The organism is Pseudomonas sp. HMSC063H08 (assembly GCF_001813645.1).
GTDB lineage: Bacteria > Pseudomonadota > Gammaproteobacteria > Pseudomonadales > Pseudomonadaceae > Pseudomonas > Pseudomonas aeruginosa.
Genome location: NZ_KV813415.1, coordinates 1 through 17,870, shown reverse-complemented (window position 1 = coordinate 17,870; position 17,870 = coordinate 1). Strand labels below are relative to the sequence as shown.

At 68.8% G+C, this 17,870-nt stretch carries 18 protein-coding genes; 12 read left to right on the top strand and 6 right to left on the bottom strand.

The window, feature by feature from the left end; all coding sequences use genetic code 11:
- Positions 1-3: 3 nt before the first annotated feature.
- On the bottom strand, positions 4-474 hold the full coding sequence (gene soxR, locus HMPREF2924_RS10080) for a redox-sensitive transcriptional activator SoxR (protein WP_003089301.1): 471 nt from the start codon (positions 472-474) through the stop codon (positions 4-6).
- A 77-nt stretch (positions 475-551) separates the two neighbouring features.
- Between soxR and pumA the strand changes: the two genes are divergently transcribed.
- A complete protein-coding gene (gene pumA / locus HMPREF2924_RS10075) occupies positions 552-929 on the top strand; it encodes a monooxygenase PumA (protein WP_003089304.1) in 378 nt (125 codons plus the stop codon).
- A gap of 24 nt (positions 930-953) precedes the next feature.
- On the opposite strand, the gene HMPREF2924_RS10070 is transcribed toward pumA, so the two are convergent.
- Positions 954-2,015, bottom strand: a complete 1,062-nt coding sequence (locus HMPREF2924_RS10070) for an NAD(P)-dependent alcohol dehydrogenase (protein ID WP_003131786.1) — start codon at positions 2,013-2,015, stop codon at positions 954-956.
- A 208-nt stretch (positions 2,016-2,223) separates the two neighbouring features.
- On the opposite strand from HMPREF2924_RS10070, the gene HMPREF2924_RS10065 reads away from it, so the two are divergent.
- The 5 genes from HMPREF2924_RS10065 (at position 2,224) to arsH (ending at position 6,046) form a co-directional block, all read left to right on the top strand.
- Positions 2,224-3,114, top strand: coding sequence for an AraC family transcriptional regulator (locus tag HMPREF2924_RS10065; RefSeq protein WP_003110753.1), 891 nt, complete (start codon positions 2,224-2,226; stop codon positions 3,112-3,114).
- 78 nt (positions 3,115-3,192) lie between these two features.
- Positions 3,193-3,543 carry a metalloregulator ArsR/SmtB family transcription factor gene (locus tag HMPREF2924_RS10060; protein ID WP_003089312.1) on the top strand — a complete coding sequence of 117 codons (351 nt, stop codon included), beginning with the start codon at positions 3,193-3,195 and terminating at the stop codon, positions 3,541-3,543.
- A 13-nt stretch (positions 3,544-3,556) separates the two neighbouring features.
- Positions 3,557-4,840, top strand: coding sequence for an arsenic transporter (locus HMPREF2924_RS10055; RefSeq protein WP_003131785.1), 1,284 nt, complete (start codon positions 3,557-3,559; stop codon positions 4,838-4,840).
- A gap of 31 nt (positions 4,841-4,871) precedes the next feature.
- Positions 4,872-5,342, top strand: coding sequence for an arsenate reductase ArsC (locus tag HMPREF2924_RS10050; protein WP_003112098.1), 471 nt, complete (start codon positions 4,872-4,874; stop codon positions 5,340-5,342).
- A gap of 11 nt (positions 5,343-5,353) precedes the next feature.
- A complete protein-coding gene (gene arsH, locus HMPREF2924_RS10045; protein WP_003131784.1) occupies positions 5,354-6,046 on the top strand; it encodes an arsenical resistance protein ArsH in 693 nt (230 codons plus the stop codon).
- A gap of 12 nt (positions 6,047-6,058) precedes the next feature.
- On the opposite strand, the gene HMPREF2924_RS10040 is transcribed toward arsH, so the two are convergent.
- A complete protein-coding gene (locus HMPREF2924_RS10040; protein ID WP_003131783.1) occupies positions 6,059-6,913 on the bottom strand; it encodes a helix-turn-helix transcriptional regulator in 855 nt (284 codons plus the stop codon).
- Positions 6,914-7,200: 287 nt separating this feature from the next.
- Here HMPREF2924_RS10040 and HMPREF2924_RS10035 point away from each other — a divergent pair, with 287 nt between their 5' ends.
- From HMPREF2924_RS10035 to HMPREF2924_RS10010, 6 genes are read left to right on the top strand one after another with little or no spacing between them, the layout of a single operon-like run.
- A complete protein-coding gene (locus tag HMPREF2924_RS10035; protein WP_003131782.1) occupies positions 7,201-7,629 on the top strand; it encodes a hypothetical protein in 429 nt (142 codons plus the stop codon).
- A gap of 6 nt (positions 7,630-7,635) precedes the next feature.
- A complete protein-coding gene (locus HMPREF2924_RS10030) occupies positions 7,636-9,093 on the top strand; it encodes a M48 family metalloprotease (RefSeq protein ID WP_003131781.1) in 1,458 nt (485 codons plus the stop codon).
- On the top strand, positions 9,090-9,761 hold the full coding sequence (locus HMPREF2924_RS10025; RefSeq protein WP_003131780.1) for a hypothetical protein: 672 nt from the start codon (positions 9,090-9,092) through the stop codon (positions 9,759-9,761). The genes HMPREF2924_RS10030 and HMPREF2924_RS10025 overlap by 4 nt, the downstream gene beginning before the upstream one ends.
- Positions 9,758-10,420 carry a hypothetical protein gene (locus HMPREF2924_RS10020; RefSeq protein ID WP_003131777.1) on the top strand — a complete coding sequence of 221 codons (663 nt, stop codon included), beginning with the start codon at positions 9,758-9,760 and terminating at the stop codon, positions 10,418-10,420. The genes HMPREF2924_RS10025 and HMPREF2924_RS10020 overlap by 4 nt, the downstream gene beginning before the upstream one ends.
- Positions 10,421-11,965: a M48 family metallopeptidase gene (locus tag HMPREF2924_RS10015; protein ID WP_003131776.1), complete on the top strand. Its 1,545-nt coding sequence runs from the start codon at positions 10,421-10,423 to the stop codon at positions 11,963-11,965.
- Complete coding sequence (locus tag HMPREF2924_RS10010) at positions 11,952-12,587, top strand: hypothetical protein (protein WP_003111606.1); 636 nt, start codon at positions 11,952-11,954, stop codon at positions 12,585-12,587. Before HMPREF2924_RS10015 ends, HMPREF2924_RS10010 begins: the two co-directional genes overlap by 14 nt.
- A 12-nt stretch (positions 12,588-12,599) precedes the next feature.
- Here the strand turns inward: HMPREF2924_RS10010 and HMPREF2924_RS10005 are convergent, their stop codons facing one another.
- The 3 genes from HMPREF2924_RS10005 to HMPREF2924_RS09995 all read right to left on the bottom strand — a co-directional run bounded on the left by HMPREF2924_RS10005 (position 12,600) and on the right by HMPREF2924_RS09995 (position 17,683).
- Positions 12,600-12,887, bottom strand: a complete 288-nt coding sequence (locus tag HMPREF2924_RS10005; RefSeq protein ID WP_003089338.1) for a hypothetical protein — start codon at positions 12,885-12,887, stop codon at positions 12,600-12,602.
- Between the two features lie 120 nt (positions 12,888-13,007).
- Positions 13,008-15,140, bottom strand: a complete 2,133-nt coding sequence (locus tag HMPREF2924_RS10000; protein WP_003131775.1) for a TonB-dependent receptor family protein — start codon at positions 15,138-15,140, stop codon at positions 13,008-13,010.
- A 131-nt stretch (positions 15,141-15,271) separates the two neighbouring features.
- On the bottom strand, positions 15,272-17,683 hold the full coding sequence (locus HMPREF2924_RS09995) for a glucose/quinate/shikimate family membrane-bound PQQ-dependent dehydrogenase (protein ID WP_003131774.1): 2,412 nt from the start codon (positions 17,681-17,683) through the stop codon (positions 15,272-15,274).
- Positions 17,684-17,870 lie beyond the last annotated feature (187 nt).

The following is a 17,870-nucleotide window of genomic DNA, read 5'->3' as shown; positions in this document are numbered from 1 at the left end:
TGCCTAGCCGTCGTGCTCGCGGCCCTCGGCGTCCAGCCAGTGCGCTCCCGGCCCCTCGGCGGAAAGCTGGTCGCCGGGGTTGCGCAACGGGCAGGCCTGGAGCGACAGGCAGCCGCAACCGATGCAGCCGTCCAGTTGGTCGCGCAACAGCAGCAGCTTGTCGATGCGCTCGGTGAGATCCTCCTTCCACTGCGCCGACAGGCGCGCCCAGTCCGCCGCGCTAGGGCTGCGCCCGGCCGGCAGGGTCTGCAGGGCGCGAGCGATCTCCGCGAGGGGAATGCCGACCCGCTGGGCGACCTTGATCACCACCACCCGGCGTAGCGTCTCGCGACTGAAGCGCCGCTGGTTGCCGGCGTTGCGCTGGCTGCTGATCAGCCCCTTGGTTTCGTAGAAATGCAGGGCGGAGACCGCCACGCCGGCACGCCTGGCCAGTTCGCCGACGCTCAGTTCGCGGGATGCGCAGGAATTCTTCATGATTGGCTTGACCTCAAGTTTGCTTGAGGTTTTACCCTGGGCCGGCCCTCGACACAAGTCACCCGGAGTAACCCGCCATGCTCATCCCCTCCTCCTACTGCTGCACCGACGACCAGTGCCCGGCCGCTAGCGAGCGGTCGCCGTGCTACGCGCAACTCATCGATATCGAGGTGGAACCCGCCAGCCAGTTGTCGCTGGCGCTGGAACAGAACGCGCACCTGCAACGCCTGGAACGCTGCTTCAGGAACTGCCCGGGCTACCTGTCCGCCAGCCTGCACCCCAGCGAGGACGGCCAGCACGTGCTGAACTACACCTGCTGGCGTTCACGCGAGGACTGCGAACGCGCCTGGCAAGCCCGGGAGGACGCGCAAGGCCCGCTGAGCGCGGGCGTCTGGCGGCTGGGGGCGAAAAGCGTGCGTTTCGAGACCTTCCTGGTCGACGCCGAGGGCTGCTGAGCCCGCCGGCGCCGACGGCCCGTCTCAGAAGGACTTCTGCAGGGAGGCCATGTCGATCACGAAGCGATACTTCACGTCGCTGGCCAGCATCCGCTCGTAGGCCTGGTTGATCTGCTGGATCTCGATCATCTCGATGTCGCAGGCAATCCCGTGGGCCGCGCAGAAATCCAGCATTTCCTGGGTCTCGGCGATGCCGCCGATGGCCGAGCCGGCGATCGAGCGGCGTCCCATCACCAGTTGCGCACCGTGCACCGCCGGCTCCAGCGGCTCGAGCAGGCCGACCAGTACGAGGGTGCCGTCGCGCTTGAGGGTCGCCAGATAGGGATTGAGGTCGTGCTGGTGCGGCACGGTGTCCAGGATCAGGTCGAAGCGTCCGGCGACGGCGGCCATCCGCTGTGGGTCGGTGGAAAGGATCACCTGGTCGGCGCCGAGCCGCCGCGCTTCCTCTTCCTTGCCCGGCGAGCGGGTGAACAGGGCCACCTCGGCACCGAGCGCCCTGGCGAACTTCAGGCCCATGTGACCGAGGCCGCCCAGGCCGACCACCGCCACCCGGCTACCGGGGCCGATCTTCCAATGACGCAGTGGCGAGTAGGACGTGATCCCGGCGCACAGCAGCGGCGCCGCCGCCTTCGGATCGAGTCCCTGGGGAATGCGCAGGACGAACCTGGCCGAGACCACGATGCGCTCCGAGTAGCCGCCGAAGGTCGGCAGGCCGTCGTGGCGGTCGCGGCCGTTGTAGGTCAGGGTCGGGTATTCCGCGCAATACTGCTCCAGGCCCTCGGCGCAGGCGGCGCAGTGCCGGCAGGAGTCGACCATGCAGCCGACGCCGACCAGTTCGCCGACCGCGAACCCGCTCACCGCCTCGCCGACGCTGGCGACCCGGCCGATGATCTCGTGGCCCGGCACCAGCGGGTACAGGCTGTTGTGCCATTCGTTGCGCGCCTGATGGAGGTCCGAGTGGCAGACGCCGCAGTAGAGGATGTCGATCACCAGGTCGTCGGCGCGCGGCGCGCGGCGTTCGAAGCGATGGGCGGCCAGCGGGGCGCTGGCGGACTGGGCGGCGTAGCCGCGGATCTGTAGGGTCATCGGTGTGTCCTCTTCGCAGGATGGCGGGCCGCGACGACCTGCTGGCGGCGGTCCGTTCGGGGGGCAATTGTTCGCCGGATGGGCGCCGCCGCAGAATGTCCATTCCTGTCGAAGCCTTGCCCATTCGTGCCGATGTTGCGTCCCGCCACTGCCCAGGCGCGCGCGGGGTTGCTACGTTTGCCTCCCCTCCTGGAGAAACAGCCAAGGCATGAGCACTACTTCCACCGACATGGCGTCGCTGATCACCACCCTGCAAGGCGAACCGGGTTTCGACGCCACCCGCATCCCCGGCGTCCGCCTGATGCGCGCCGAACAGGCCTATCCGCGCAGCCCGGTGTTCTACGAGCCGCGCATCTGCATCCTCGCCCAGGGCCAGAAGATCGGTTTCCTCGGTGGCGAAACCTACCGCTATGACGCCGAACGCTACCTGGTGATGTCGGTGCCCCTGCCGTTCGAATGCGAAACCCACGCCTCCGCCGCCGAGCCCTTGCTGGGAGTGAGCGTCGACGTGGAAATCGGCACCTTGAAGGAACTGCTGCTACAGATGGAAGAGGCTCCCGGCAGCGACGACGACAACGAACTGGCGCCCAGCGCGCCGATGGCTTCGGTACCGCTGGACGCGGGGATGGCCGATGCGGTGATGCGCCTGCTGCGCTGCCTGCAGAGCCCGCTGGACAGCCATATCCTCGGCCCGCAACTGGTCCGCGAGATCATCTTCCGCGCCCTGCGCAGCGAGCAGGGCAACGCCCTGCGTGCGGTGGCCGGCCGGCACAGCGGCTACGGGCGCATGGCCAGGGCCCTGCGGCGCATCCACACCGACTACGCCAGTGCGCTGGACATCGACACCCTGGCTCGCGAGGCGAACATGAGCGTGTCGACCTTCCACCACAACTTCAAGGCGATGACCTTCACCTCGCCCCTCCAGTACCTGAAGAGCGTGCGCCTGTACAAGGCCTGGAGCCTGATGGTGCAGGACGGGCTGAACGCCAGTACCGCCGCCAACCAGGTCGGCTACGAGAGCCCCTCGCAGTTCAGCCGCGAGTTCAAGCGCTACTTCGGGCGCACGCCGAGCGAGGAAGTCCAGGCCGCCCGCCGCTAGCCGGCAGGATCGGGGGCGCTTGCAATACATACGGATGTCCGTATATTCGGCTTTCCATATATTCAGGAAGGCCCAGCGATGCCCAGCCCCGCCGAAGTGTTCAAGTGCCTGGCCGACGAGACGCGCGTTCGCGCCACCCTGCTGATCGTCGACCAGGGCGAACTGTGCGTCTGCGAACTGATGTGCGCCCTCGCCGACAGCCAGCCGAAGATCAGCCGCCACCTGGCCCAGTTGCGCAGTGCCGGGCTGCTCCTCGACCGTCGCCAGGGCCAGTGGGTGTATTACCGCCTGAACCCTGCGCTGCCGGCCTGGATCCACGAAGTCCTGCAAGTGACCCTGCGGGCCAACGGCGACTGGCTGCAAGCCGACGCCGCGCGCCTGCGCGACATGGACGGCCGCCCGCAGCGCGCCTCCGCCTGCTGCCAATAGCGCGAGCCGCCCCATGCTGATCGCCTTCGCCATCTTCCTGTTCACCCTGGTCCTGGTCATCTGGCAGCCCAGGGGCCTCGGCATCGGCTGGAGCGCCAGCATCGGCGCCCTGCTCGCCCTGGCGCTGGGCAGCGTCGCGCCGGGCGACATCCCGACCGTCTGGAACATCGTCTGGAATGCCACCGCCACCTTCATCGCGGTGATCGTCATCAGCCTGCTGCTGGACGAGGCCGGCTTCTTCGAATGGGCAGCGCTGCACGTCGCGCGCTGGGCCGGCGGCGACGGCCGGCGCCTGTTCGCCTTCTGCGTGCTGCTCGGCGCGGCGGTCTCGGCGCTGTTCGCCAACGACGGCGCGGCGCTGATCCTCACGCCCATCGTGATGTCGATGCTGCTGGCCCTGCGCTTCAGCCCGGCGGCGACCCTGGCCTTCGTCATGGCGGCGGGCTTCATCGCCGACAGCGCCAGCCTGCCGCTGGTGGTCTCGAACCTGGTGAACATCGTCTCGGCCGACTACTTCGGGCTCGGCTTCGGCGAGTACGCCGCGGTGATGTTGCCGGTAAACCTGATGAGCGTCGCGACCTCCCTGCTGGTGCTGTTCCTCTATTTCCGCCGCGACCTGCCGCCGGTCTATGCGCTGGAGCAATTGAAGCCGCCGCGGGCGGCGATCCGCGACCGCGCGACCTTCGTCGTCGGTGGCTGGATGCTGCTGGTCCTGCTCGCCGGGCTGTTCGCCCTGGAGCCGCTGGGCGTCCCCGTCAGCGCGGTGGCCGCGGCCTGTGCGGCGCTGCTGCTGGCGGTGGCCGGGCGCGGGCGGGTGATCTCGACCCGGCGGGTGCTGCGCGAAGCGCCCTGGCAGATCGTGGTCTTCTCGCTGGGCATGTACCTGGTGGTCTACGGCCTGAAGAACGCCGGTCTCACCGACCTCCTGGCGCAGCTCCTGAACCGCCTGGCCGAGCACGGCGTATGGGCGGCCGCGCTGGGTACCGGACTGCTTTCCGCCGCCCTCTCGTCGGTAATGAACAACATGCCCAGCGTGCTGCTCGGCGCCCTGTCGATCCAGGCCAGCGACACCGCCGGCGCGGTGCGCGAAGCGATGATCTACGCCAACGTCATCGGCTGCGACCTGGGTCCGAAGATCACCCCTATCGGCAGCCTGGCGACGCTGCTCTGGCTGCACGTGCTGGCGCGCAAAGGCATGCGCATCACCTGGGGCTACTACTTCAGGGTCGGCGCCCTGCTGACCCTGCCGGTCCTGCTGGCGACCCTTTCGGCCCTGGCCCTGCGCCTGGCCATCTGACGGCCGCCGGCGACGGCGGCAGGAGCATCCCATGCGAGTCCTGTTCATGTGCACGGCCAACAGTTGCCGCAGCATTCTTTCCGAAGCCATGTTCAACCACCTGGCCCCGCCGGGTTTCGAGGCATGCAGCGCCGGCAGCCAGCCCAGCGGGCGGGTGCATCCGCGCAGCCTGGCGACCCTCGAACAGGCCGGCATCGCCACCCACGGCCTGTACAGCAAGGGCAGCGAAGCCTTCGAAGGCGCACCGCCGGACATCGTCATCACCGTTTGCGACGCCGCCGCGGGGGAAGCCTGCCCGCTGTATCTCGGCGCAGCGCTGAAGGCCCATTGGGGCCTGGCCGATCCTTCCGCCCTGGATGGCGACGAAGCCCTGCGGGATGCGGCGTTCCACGCCACCCTGGCACGCATCGAACAGCGTTGCCGGGCCTTCCTCGGCCTGCCCTTCGCTACCCTGGATCGCGACCAGCTCAAGCGTGAGCTGGAGCGCATCGGCTCGCTCTGACCGGAGGAAGCATGTCCGAACAACTACCCAACCTCGATCCCGCGCTGCTCGGCGACCCGCCCCCCGTCTCCGGGCACAGGCCGCGCATCCTCCTGCTCTACGGCTCGACCCGCGAGCGCTCCTTCAGCCGCCTGCTGGTGCTGGAGGCCGCACGCCTGCTCGAACGCTTCGGTGCCGAAACGCGGATTTTCGACCCTTCCGGGCTGCCATTGCCCGACGATGCACCGCTGGAGCATCCCAAGGTCCGCGAGTTGCGCGACCTGGTGCAGTGGTCGGAAGGCCAGGTCTGGTGCTCGCCCGAACGCCACGGTGCGCTGTCCGCGGTATTCAAGGCGCAGATCGACTGGATTCCCCTGGCGCTCGGGGCGGTGCGCCCGACCCAGGGCAAGACCCTGGCGGTGATGCAGGTCTGCGGCGGCTCGCAGTCGTTCAACGTGGTCAACCAGTTGCGCGTGCTGGGTCGCTGGATGCGCATGTTCACCATCCCCAACCAGTCCTCGGTTCCCAAGGCCTACCTGGAGTTCGACGAAGCGGGCCGGATGAAGCCATCGCCCTACTACGACCGGGTGGTCGACGTGATGGAGGAGTTGTTCAAGTTCACCCTGCTCCTGCGCGAACGCACGGAGTTCCTGGTGGACCGCTATTCGGAGCGCAAGGAAAGCGCCGAGCAGCTTTCCGCGCGGGTCGACCAGCGTTCGCTCTGAACCGCGTCCGCCTCACTCGCGCCCCGGCGGATGGCCGAAGCGCGCGCGGTAGGCATGGGTGAAGTTTTCCGGACTGGAGTAACCCAGGCGATAGGCTATCTGCGCGATCTGCCAGCGACCCTCGCGGACCATCTGCCGGCCGATCTCGAGACGCCGGTCGCGGACGTACTGCAACATCGAGCGACCGAACTCGTTCTTGAAAATCCGCCGCAGGGTGGTTTCGCCGACCCCCAGTTGGCGCGCCAGTTCGAGGCTGGCAGGCGGCTCACCGAGGTTCGCCTCCAGCAGGCGGCGCGCTTCATGGGCCAGGTCGCGCTGGGCGCGTGGGGTGCGCGCGCGACGAAGGTCCGCGCCACCCAGGTAGGCGGCCAGCTCCACCAGCAGGCCCAGGGTCAGGCTCTCTTCGTGCAGGCGTCCGAGGGCGCCGCGGTATGGATTCTGGTAGAGGCGCTCGAACAGGGCGCTGATGGCGCCGCAACGGGACAACTGGGTGAAGCTCGCGCCGTCGCCCTTCAGCCGCGCCAGCGGCCGCAGGGCGCCATCGCCGGTTTCCAGTTCCTCTTCCAGATAGCTGGCGGCGATCCGCAGCCCGCCCAGGCGCACGCGGCTGCCCGCCGGCAGGATGTCGAAGGCCTCCATCGGCTCGCCGGTGCCGAGCACCGAAGGACCGCCCAGGTTGTAGAGATAAGGCTCGCCGCCGTCGACGCTGTGCCGCCACTGGCCGTCGAACATCTGCACGATGCACAGGCCTTCCGGCAGCACCTTGTGGGTTCGCAGCGGCTCGGTGAAGCTCAGGTCGCAATCGAAATACTGCATCGACGGGCGCACCGTCCGCGCCTGGTAGTGACCGGTGGCGCTGCCGAGCATTTCGCGCGCGTCGAGGATCTGCGACTGGCACAGGGGCGAAGGAGCGTCGAAATAAAGCTCCGTGTCGTGGTAGGGATTCCAGCTTTCCATGGCGTAGGTATCGGTGGGACGCAACCATCTGAACCGGTTCAGGCAGCGGCTTTCCAGGATGGTTCCGTGCGCTGATCGAACCGAACCTGTGGGCGACGACACTTTTCCTGTGAGCGGCGGCCGCCTCGGTTGTTCATGGTCCGAGCCTGTATTAATAGATGCGCCCCTTTTACATCGCGTTGCCAAAGGGGGCGAGAATGATAGCAAAGTGGACTGCGGCGCTGCTGATGGGCGCGCTGGCCTGGGGATCCTGCACGGCGCAGGCCGAACAGGCGCGGCCGCCAGTCGCCGACAAGGTGGTGGCCTACCAGGGTCAGCAGGGGCTCAAGGTCTGGACCCTGCGTATCGGCGAAGCGGCGGCCGGCGAAGCGCTGTTGCAGGTCGAAGGACTGGACCACGACTGGGACCGCCTGATCCACAAGGTAAAGGTGGAAAAGAGCGCCAGGGACAGTCGCTACTCCACCGAACTGAACGGCAGCAAGTATGTGATCCTGATCGTGCGCGACGGCTGGGGCGAACTCTACCTGCCCGGCGAACAGCAGACGCGGCAGGTCGCCTATAGCGAGGCGCTGTCGTCCGCAGGCGAGCCCCAGGCGTTCCTGACCGACTACCTCGAGCAGAAATAAACGCGGATGAGCCACGATACGCTGCGGGTAAGGCTGCTCGCGTTCCTCTTCCTGATTCCCCTGGCGCTCTACGCCTGGTCCGCCGTGCAGGCCTTCCGGGTCGACTCGACCCTGCGCGACGAACGCTTCATGCGCGACTGGAGCGCCTCGGCGCGCAACGACCCGGACGCCGCCGGCGCCATTCCCCGTCACCTGTTCCGTCCGGCCTATGGCGTCGAAGGTCATCTTCACCAGTTCGCCGAAGACGCCGAGGCCATCCGCCGCGACCATCCTTGGCTGGCTCTGCGCGGCTGGCTGGCCGCTATCGGCAAGCTCTGCGCGCTGGCGTCGGCGCTGGTCGCGGCCGCCTTGCTGGCGAAACTGGAATACGACGGGCGCCGCTCGATGCGCTCGCAAGCCTACCTGCTCGGCCACCTCGCGCCGGCCTGGCGGCGCCTCGGTCGACTGGTCCCGTTGCACGCCGGCCTGCTGGTCGCCGCCCTGGCCAGCCAGTTGCTCTACGAAGCGCTGTGGAGCTACAGCCACTGGCACAGCCACGGCTTCGTCGCCCTGCTCTTCTCGCTGCCGCTGTGGCTGCTGTTCCTCGGCGGCCTGCTCATGCTGCGGCGCCTGCGCGGCGAACTGCTGCCGCTGGAGGAACCGGTGCTCCACCTGCTCGGCCGCGAACTCGACCGGGTCGCCGCGCCCGGCCTCTGGCAATGGCTGGGACAGATCGCCGACCGCGCCGGAGCGCCGCTGCCGGACCATGTCGTCACCGGCATCGAGCACTGCTACTTCGTCACCCAGGCCAAGATCCTGCTGGCCCCCCGCGGCATTCCGCTGGAGGGGCGTACCCTGTACATCCCGCTGACCTACGCCACGGTCATGAGCGAGGCCGAAAGCGCCGCGATCATCGGCCACGAACTGGGCCACTTCGCCGCCGGCGACACCGCCCACGGCGCCTCCCTGTCGCTCCTGCAGCGGCAGGTGCGCCTGCGCATCGAACGCATCGCCGCACCCGAGGATGGGCGTGTCGGCCTGCTCGGCAAGCCGGGCCTGTGGGCCGCGCTGTACTTCCTCGAACGCTTCGAGCGCGCCTACCTGCACTGGAATCGCCGCCAGGAACTGGCCGCCGACAAGGTCGGGGCGCGGGTAGCCGGCGCGCGGGTCTTCGCCATCGCGCTGCTACGCACCTGCGCCCTGGCAGGGCTGATCGAACGCCTGCTGGCCAGCCCGCAGACGCGCAACCTGGTGCATGCGCTGACCGACCATCTGCGCGGGAACTCCCTGGAACTGGACGAACAGGACAGCGCGCGCCGCCTGGAACACCCCTTCGACAGTCACCCGCCGACCTACCAGCGGATCGCGGACCTTTCCCTGGCGCTCGACGACGATCTGCTGCGACAGGCAAGGCGCATCGTCAGCGCCGACGACACGCAGTGGCTCAACCGCCTGCTCGATGCAGGCCACGGGGAAAGCCGATGATCCCGCCGGGCGCGCAAGCACCCTGCCCCGCCGGGGCAAGGGACGACGAAGCCACGCGGTTGCGGCGCTTCGTCGCCAGCGTTCCCAACCGGATAAGCATCGGCGCCGCCCGTGGCGCGGCGCCGCTGTCCGCCCTGCTCGGCCTGCTGCTGCTCGGCGGCGCCTGGACCTTGCGCGACCACCCCGGTCCCGGGCATGAGGCGGCGGCGCTGTGCCTGCTGGCGGCGGCCGCCCTCCTCATGTGTCTGGCCTGCCTGCAGCGCAACGCCAGGAACGCGCCGTTCCTCGTACTCGGCCAAGGGCGCCTGCGCGCCCGCAGCCTGTCGGCGCCGCTGGACCTGCTGGAGGTCGCCGACCTGCGCCTGGAGGACGGGGTCTGGTTCTCCGCGATAGTCCTCGAACTGCACGGCAAGGCGCTACCGGCGCCATCCACGCGCCCGCTCGACCCGTTCGCCGCGCGTGCCGTCAGCGAATGCCGGGACGGCCCACGGGTTCGCCTGCTGTCCCCCGGCTGGCGCCTCAATGGTCGCAACCTGTCGCTACTGGAGGCCGCGGAGGTCATCGACCTCTACCTGGACATCGCCCGCGCCCAGGCCCGGCTCCGCCAACTGGGCGAAATCCCGCCCAGTGCTTCCTCTTCACTCCCAACTCCAAGGATATTTCCATGAGCAACCAGGAACCCCGGGACCTCGTCTCCAACCTCGCCGAAACCCTCGGCGCCGAACACGAAGAACTGAACCAGGCGAAGACCGCCGAGGTCATCGCCCACCTGGAGCGGGTGATCGCCAACGTGCCGCCGGCCACCGAGTTCACCAATACCCGCAAGTACGTGGTGCTGGGTCCGCTGCTGAGCATCGTGCCCTTCATCATGAGCGGCATGTGGTTCTCCCAGGGCAAGCCGGGGGTCGGCGTCGTCGGCTTGCTGCTCGGCCTGTTCGGGCTGTTCCTCGGCTACCAGCATCGCAACTCCGGCAAGACCCCCTTCATGCGCCTGACCCGTACCCAGCTCTGGGCCGACAGCCTGTCGGCTCCGGTCGAGCTGGCCGACGTCATCGATTTCAGCGTCAAGGCCGACATGCTGCAAACCACCCAGACCCTCCACCTGCGGCCCGAAACGCCGCTGCCGACCCATCGCGCCGTACGCCAGGTGTTCGCCTCCCAGGCCATGGCCTTCAAAGGCAAGGACCCGCGCATCACCATCATGTCGGCCGGCCTGCAGAGCGACGGCAAGAAGCTGGACTGCGACGACATGGCGGCGATCCTCGACGCCTACATCCAGGCCGCCCACGCCCAGCGCTACCTGCAACAACTGCGCAACCAGGGCTGAGTGAAGGGCACGGTCCATCCGCGAAGGCTGCTGCTTTGCCTGGTGCTGGTTCCAGCGCTGCTGGCGGGGCTCGGCGCCTGGCAGTCCTGGCGCGCCGAGCAACAGGCCGAGCGACTGGGCGCCGCGCAGCAGCGGGTCGAGCGCGCGCTCGCCGAAGCGCGGGCGCTGCCGCCGAGGGCCAGCGTCCGGGTGGACGGCCGGGCCTATGTGCGCGACCTGGCCCTGGCGCGGCTCGACGAGCAACTCGCCGACACACGAAGCGCACAGCGCCTGAATCGCTTCGCCGCCGTCCTCGCCGATAGCGGAGCCTGCCTGGCGGCGCTGGTCGCCGTATTGGGAGCCGTCTCCCTGGCCGGCATCGCCGGCGCCGCACGCAGCGCACTGCGCTCGCGTCGCTGCCTGCTCCTGTGGTTCGAGCTGGGCCGACGCCTGCTGCCCTGCCTGCTCCTCGCCCAGATCGGCCTGCTCGCCCTGGCCCTGGCCTGTGCCGGAACGTTCGAGATCCTCGGGCTGTGGCGGGTCGGCCAGGTTCCGGTCAGCGAAGGACGCACCCAGCTGAGCGTGGCGCTGATCCTGCTCGGCCTGCTGGCGTCGGCGTGGCAAATGCTGGCGAAGATCAGCCGCTTGCGCCTGCGCCCGGCGCCGGCCCTGGATGTCATCGGCCGCCGGCTGGGCGAAGAGGATGCACCGGAACTCTGGACGCTGCTGCGCGAGCTGGCGGCGCGCCTCGATACGCCAGCCCCGCAGCACCTGTTGGTAGGTCTCTGCGACGGCTTCTACGTGACCACCAACCGCGTCTGCCTGCAACCTTCCGGCGAGCATCTGGAAGGACGCAGCCTATACCTCTCGCTACCGTTGCTGGGCCTGCTGGACCGCGCCGAACTGAGTGCAGTGATCGCTCACGAACTGGCCCACTTCGCCGGCCGCGACGCCCATTACAGCCTGCGCTTCCTGCCGATCTACCAGGACGCCGCGAGCCAACTGGCCGCCATCGAGGAGCAGGAAGCCAACGTCTTCGAACGTGCGGCACTGGAACCGGCGCGACTGTTGGCCGGGTACTTCCTCGAACGTTTCGGCCTCGCCGTGAACCACTGGAGCCGCCTGCGCGAATTCGCCGCCGACCGCCGCGCCGCACAACTGGCCGGTGCGCCGGCGATGGCCTCGGCCCTGCTGCGCAGCGCGGCGGCCGGCGCGCCGATACGGGCGTTCCTCGAACACTGCCTGCTCGCTCCGGCGCGCGCGCCGGACAACCTGGTGGACGCCATCCACGTCTACCTGGGCCAGTCCGGCCTGGAAGCACCGGACCCCGGGGCGGAGGGACTCCAGGTCCATCCGCAGGATACCCACCCTCCGCTGGGCCTGCGCTGCACGGCGCTGGGAGAGAGCTTCGAACGCACCTGGGCCGGGACCGCCGGCCGGGCCGTTCCGACACGACCGCCGAGCCAGGCGCTGAGCGTCTGGTTCGGCGCCCCCCTGGCGTTGAGCCGAGCGCTCAGCGCCGACCTGCTCGGCAAGACCTGTGAGAATCCCCATGCAAGAAACTGACGAAACCCTCGACGAACTGCCGCCGCTGGAAGCCCGCTGCGAGATCCGCGAGGTCTCGCGGGGCACCGCCTGCGTTGCCCTGCTCGCTGGCCTGGTGGCTGGCGCCACCGGTCTCTGGCTCGCTTCGCTGCCCCACGCCTGGCGCCTGGCCAGTGGCCAATGGCTGTTCTGGCTGCCAGCCGCGCTGCTGCTGGGCGGCGGCCTGTACGCCTGCCTGGCGGGCGTGTTCCTCTACCGGCGCCACGGCCAGGTCGCGCTCACCCTGACCCCGGAGAGCATCACCTTCGCCAACGCGCCGCAGGTGCCGATGTACACCTTCCAGTCGCTGGAGATCGAGCGCGGGCGCTGGTTGGAACTCACCTTCGCGACCACCTTCGATTGCACGGCACCGCGCTTCGACAGCCATGCCCGTTTCGACCCGCGGGCTTTCGCCCGCCCCGAAGCCCGTGCGGTGGCCGGAGGCAAGCGGGTCAAGCTGGCACTCTGCGGCGCCGCGCTGAACGGCCAGAAAATGGAACTGGAGCCGCTCGCCCGACTGATCTACCGGTACATCCTCGCCGGCCATCGCCAGCGCGCCCTGCAACATCATCGCGCGCCTGGGAGCGACGGCAGCGGGGCCTGAAGCGAGCAACACTCAGGCTGCGCGCTGGCGTTGCCAGTCCACCGCGGCTTTCAGACGCGCCACCACCTTGCGCACGAAGAGCGGGTCGTCCGCCACGCAGAGTTCCGCGCTGACCCACTCCGGCCAGCCGGCCCCCTGGCGTTCGCGGGCACCCAGCAGGCGCTCGACTTCGTCGCGCACGGCGCGCTCCAGGCGTTCGCTGGCACGATTGCGGGACAGGTGGAGGCGCAGGCAGGCCTGTTTCTCGCGCTCCAGGGCGCGGCGTCGGGACAGCGGCAGTTCGGCAAGGTTGTGGCTCATGATCGGTGCTCCTTGTCGCGCAGGCAGGCGATTTCCGATTACTGTACATCCATACAGTAATCGGAATTGACGACGCTGACAAGGGCTGGCCGGGTAGCGCGAACAAGCGCGCCCGGCACTTCAGAACTGGTATTCGACCCCGGCTCCCGCGTACCAGGACAGCCCGGGGGCCGCTTCGTAGTAACGCCGGTTGCCGTCGCCGACGATGACCGAGCCGACGTACTGGCGGTCGAACAGGTTGTCCAGGCGCACCAGCTGGTGGAAGGTCCAGGCCCCCAGGCGCTGTTCGAAGCGGGTGCGCCAGTTGAATACCGCATAGCTCGGCGCGGCCTTTTCGCTGTTGCTGTCCTCGACGTAGACCTGGCTGCGGTACATGCCTTCCCAGCCCATGCTGATGCCCTCCACGGGCTTCCATACCAGTTCGCCGAACAGGCTGCTTGCCGGCACGCCCGGCAGGTGCTTGCCCTTGCCGATGGTCTTGCCGCCGGCCTCGAAATCCGAATCGTAGGTGGCGGATAGCCGGGTATAGGCCAGGTTGGCGTTCCAGTGCTCGCTCAGTTCGCTCTCCAGGCCCAGTTCGAAGCCGCGGCGCAGGGTCTTGCCGGCGTTCTGGTAGCTGGTGCGACCGCCGAGGGAGCTGGCGACGACGATCTCGTCCTCGGTGCGGATCTGGAAGATCGCCGCGTTGACCCGCGTATTGCCCCACAGGCGCGCCTTCAGCCCGGCTTCGTACTGGCTGCTGGTGGCCGGCTTGAGGCCGAAGTTGAAGACGTCCGGCGCGTTCGCCGCCACCGGCGCATAGGCCATCTCCGCCTGGGTCGGGGTCTCGAAGCCCTTGCCGGCGCTGAGGTAGCCGTGCAGGTCGGGGGTGAAGGCGTACATCACCGAGAACGATGGGGTGTTCTTCCGGTAGCGCCGCGAGCCGCTGGCATCGCCGTTGCTCAAGTAGCGGTCGTCGACCTCCATCTTCATGGTGCTGTGGCGCACCCCGGCCTGCAGGGTCCAGGCGTCGATGGCCCAGCTCGCCTGCAGGTAGGGATCGAGGCTGGTGGCGGTGTCCACCTCGTCGCGGCGCAACTCGCCCTTCACGCCGAGCTGGTCGCCGTTGAAGTTCTGGTAGCCGCGACGGTCGTCGCGGCTCTGGTCGTAGTCGAGGCCGACGGTCAGGTTCAGCTCGCCCGGCGCCTGGCGTACCGGTTGCAGCCAGCGCACGGTGCCACCGTGGAAGTCGCGGTCGAAGTCGATCACCGCGCCATTCCTCTGGCAACGCGGATTACTCTCGCATCCTATCTGCTTGGGTATCGCCTGATACTGCACGACACTGCGCTTGCCCACGTAGGCGTTGACCTGCAAGGTCGCCTCGCCGAAGTAGCGCTCGTAGTTCATCCCGGCCTGCTGGTGGTCGATGCTCTTGCGCGTGTCGTACAGCTCGGCGTTGGCGGTGACGGAGCGCGGGTCGTGCTTGTAGGCGTCCCAGGTCTGCCCCAGCGGATCTTCAGTGTCGTTCTGTTCCAGGCTGCTGTAGATCAGCGCCAGGCGGCTGTCGGCGTCGGGCCTGAAGTTGAGCTTGGCGAAGGTCTGGTCGCGGCGCGCGGCGCTGTGGTCGCGGTAGCCGTCGGTGTCCATCCGCGAAGCATCCACCAGGAAACCGACCCCGTCGCCCTCGCCTTCCGTGTACAGGTGGTTGCGGCTCAGGCCATCGCTGCCGACGGTGGTTTCCGCGCCGACCCGCGGAGCGCCCTGGCCGTCGCGGGAGAACATCTGGATCACCCCGCCGGCGTTGCTGCCGTAGATCGTCGAGGCCGGCCCGCGCAGTACCTCGATGCGCTCGGCGACATCGAGGTTGAGGGTCGCGGCCTGGCCCTGGCCATCCGGCGTGCTGGCCGGGATGCCGTCGGCGAGCAGCTTCAGCCCGCGGATACCGAAGGCCGAGCGGGCGCCGTAGCCGCGCGAGGAGATTTGCAGGTCCTGGGCGTAGTTCTGGCGGTTCTGCACCACCAGGCCGGGTACCCGCGGCAGGACTTCGGAGAGGTTGATGCCGAGCTGGCCGTCGGCGATCTGCCGGCGCTCGATGCTATCCACCGAGAACGGCAGGTCGAAGGTGTCGCTGGGGTTGTAGCTGCCGGTCACCACCATGGGTTCGAGGCTGCGTCGCTCCTCGCCCTGGGCGGCGCAGGCGATGGCCAGGCCGCAGAGCGCGAGGGAGCCGGGCAACAGGTGGGAGACGAAGCTGGGACGGGGTCGGGACGGCATGCAGGGTTCCGCGGGTCGCAAGGTATCGAAGGGGCTTTGCCAAGGGCGGGAACGCGCCTCCCCTTGGCAAAGCCCCTTCCGGGCCGAAGCCCGGAAGGCCGGGAGCCGGCTGTGGGCTCCCGGTGGGCGGGTCATTGCCTGGGCAGGGCGTAGGCGATGATGTAGTCGCCCATGCGGGTGCCGAAGGAGCCGTGTCCGCCAGCGACGATCAGCACGTACTGGCGACCGTCCTTGCCGGTGTAGCTCATCGGCGTGGCCTGGCCGCCGGCCGGCAGGCGCGCCTGCCAGAGCTGCTTGCCGTCCTTCACGTCGTAGGCGCGCAGGTACTGGTCGAGTGTGCCGCTGAGGAAGGCCACGCCGCCGGCGGTGGTGATCGAGCCGCCCATGCTCGGTACGCCGACGGTGAGGCCGATCGGCACCGGGGTGTTGTCGCGGCTGGTGCCGTTCTTGTGCTGCCAGACGACCTTGGCGGTGGTCAGGTCGATACCCGCCACGTCACCCCAGGACGGCGCCTGGCACGGCAGGCCGATGGGCGACATGAACGGATGCATGATCACCGCGTAGGGCGCGCCGGTGTTCGGCTGCACGCCGCTGGTCTCGCCCTCGCGCTTGCTTCCGCTGGGCACCTTGTCGCGCGGCACCATCTGCGAGACGAAGGCCATGTAGTTGGGGCTGGTGAAGAGGATCTGGCGCACCGGGTCGACCGACACCCCGCCCCAGTTGAACACCCCGACGTTGCCCGGATAGATCAGGCTGCCCTGCTCCGACGGCGGGGTGTACTGGCCCTCGTAGCGCAGCGAGCGGAACTGGATGCGGCAGAGCATCTGGTCGAACGGGCTGCTGCCCCACATGTCGCGCTCGGTCAGCGGCGGGCGCAGCAGGTTGAGGTCGGAACGCGCCTGGGTCGGCGCGGTATGGTCGCCCTCCACCGCGCCCTGCGGCGCCGGCACTTCGCGGATCGGCACGATCGGCGTGCCGTCGCGGCGGTCCAGCACGTACAGGCTGCCCTGCTTGGTCGGCGCGATCAGCGCCGGCTTGACGCCATCGGCGGTCTTCAGGTCGAGCAGGGTCGGCTGGCTGCCGACGTCCATGTCCCACAGGTCGTGGTGGGTGAACTGGTAGTTCCAGCGCAGCTTGCCGGTGTTCAGGTCGAGGGCCACCAGGCCGGCGCTGAACTTCTCGGCACCGGGGGTGCGGTTGCCGCCCCACTGGTCGGGCATCTGGTTGCCCAGCGGCAGGTAGACCTGGCCGAGCTTCTCGTCGACGCTGGCCAGCGACCACATGTTCGGCGAGTTGCGGGTATAGAACTTGCCGGGGGCCAGGGGCTCGGTCTCGTCCGGGTTGCCGCTGTCCCAGTTCCACACCAGCTTGCCGTCGTGCACGTCGAAGGCGCGGATCACCCCGGACGGCTCGTTGGTCGACTCGTTGTCGGTGACGTGGCCGCCGATGATCACCAGGTTGCGGGTGACCGCCGCCGGCGAGGTGGAGTAGTAGCCGCCCGGGGTGAACGGACCGATGCCGGCCGTCAGGTCGACCGCGCCCTTGACCCCGAAGTCCTCGCAGACCTTGCCGTTGTCGGCGTTGATCGCGATCAGGCGGGCGTCGGCGGTGGGCAGGAACAGGCGCCGCGGACAACTGGCGGCGACCGCCTTGCCGGCCTCGGAGAGCGCGGCCGGCGGCGCGCCGACGTCGCTCCTGGCGTACTGCTCTTCGTCGTAGTAGGAGACGCCACGGCAAGTCATGTGGGCGAAGCCCTTGAAGCCTACCGGGCTCTGGATCTGCGGGTCGAAGCGCCAGATTTCCGCGCCGGTGTCCGGGTCGAGGGCCAGCACCTTGCTGTGCGCGGTGCAGGCGTAGAGCATGCCGTTGACCTTCAGCGGGGTGTTCTCGTTGGTCAGTTCCAGCGGATCGTCGGCGGTCGGCAGGTCGCCGGTACGGATGCGCCAGGCTTCCTCGAGCTGGCCGACGTTGGCCGGGGTGATCTGCTTCAACGGCGAGTAGCGGTCGCCGAACTCGGTGCGGCCGTAGGCCTGCCAGTCGCCGTCCGGCATCGCCGGGGCGGTGCTGGTCATGCCGCTGTCGCGGTCGATGCGACCGACGATCTGCCCCGGATTGGTGAACTGGCTGCCCACCGCGGCGGCGCCGGCCAGGACCACCGCCACGCCCAGCGCCGCGGTGCCCAGCGGCGCCGGCCCCTCGGCCAGCAGCGGGCGGCGGAACCAGGGCAGCCAGAGCAGCAGGCCGAAGACGAACCACAGGGCCAGGCGCGGCACCAGTTGCCACCAGTCCAGGCCGACTTCCCACAGCGCCCAGACGGTGCTGGCGAACAGCACCAGGGCGTACAGGCCTAGCGCCGCACGCTTGCCCAGCAGCAGCAACAGCCCGCTCAGGGCCAGGCCGATGCCGGCCAGCAGGTAGTACAGCGAGCCGCCCAGGCTCGCCAGCTTGATGCCGCCGGCCAGCAGCGCCAGGCCGGACAGCAGGATCAACAGGCCGAGCAGGCTCGGCAGCAGGCGCGATCGACTGTGGTTACCTTCGCTCATCGTCCGGTACTCCCTTCGGGGTTGATGACAGGCATTGCTTACTCTCCTATTACGTTCTGCACGCCGGGCTGTTCAGCCCGCCGCGCCGCGTTGGGCGGCGCTGAAGAAATGGCCGCTGGCCATGACCGAATCGCGGTTGTCCGAAGCAACAGCCTAGAACACCGTCTGGATCTTGATCCCCGCCACC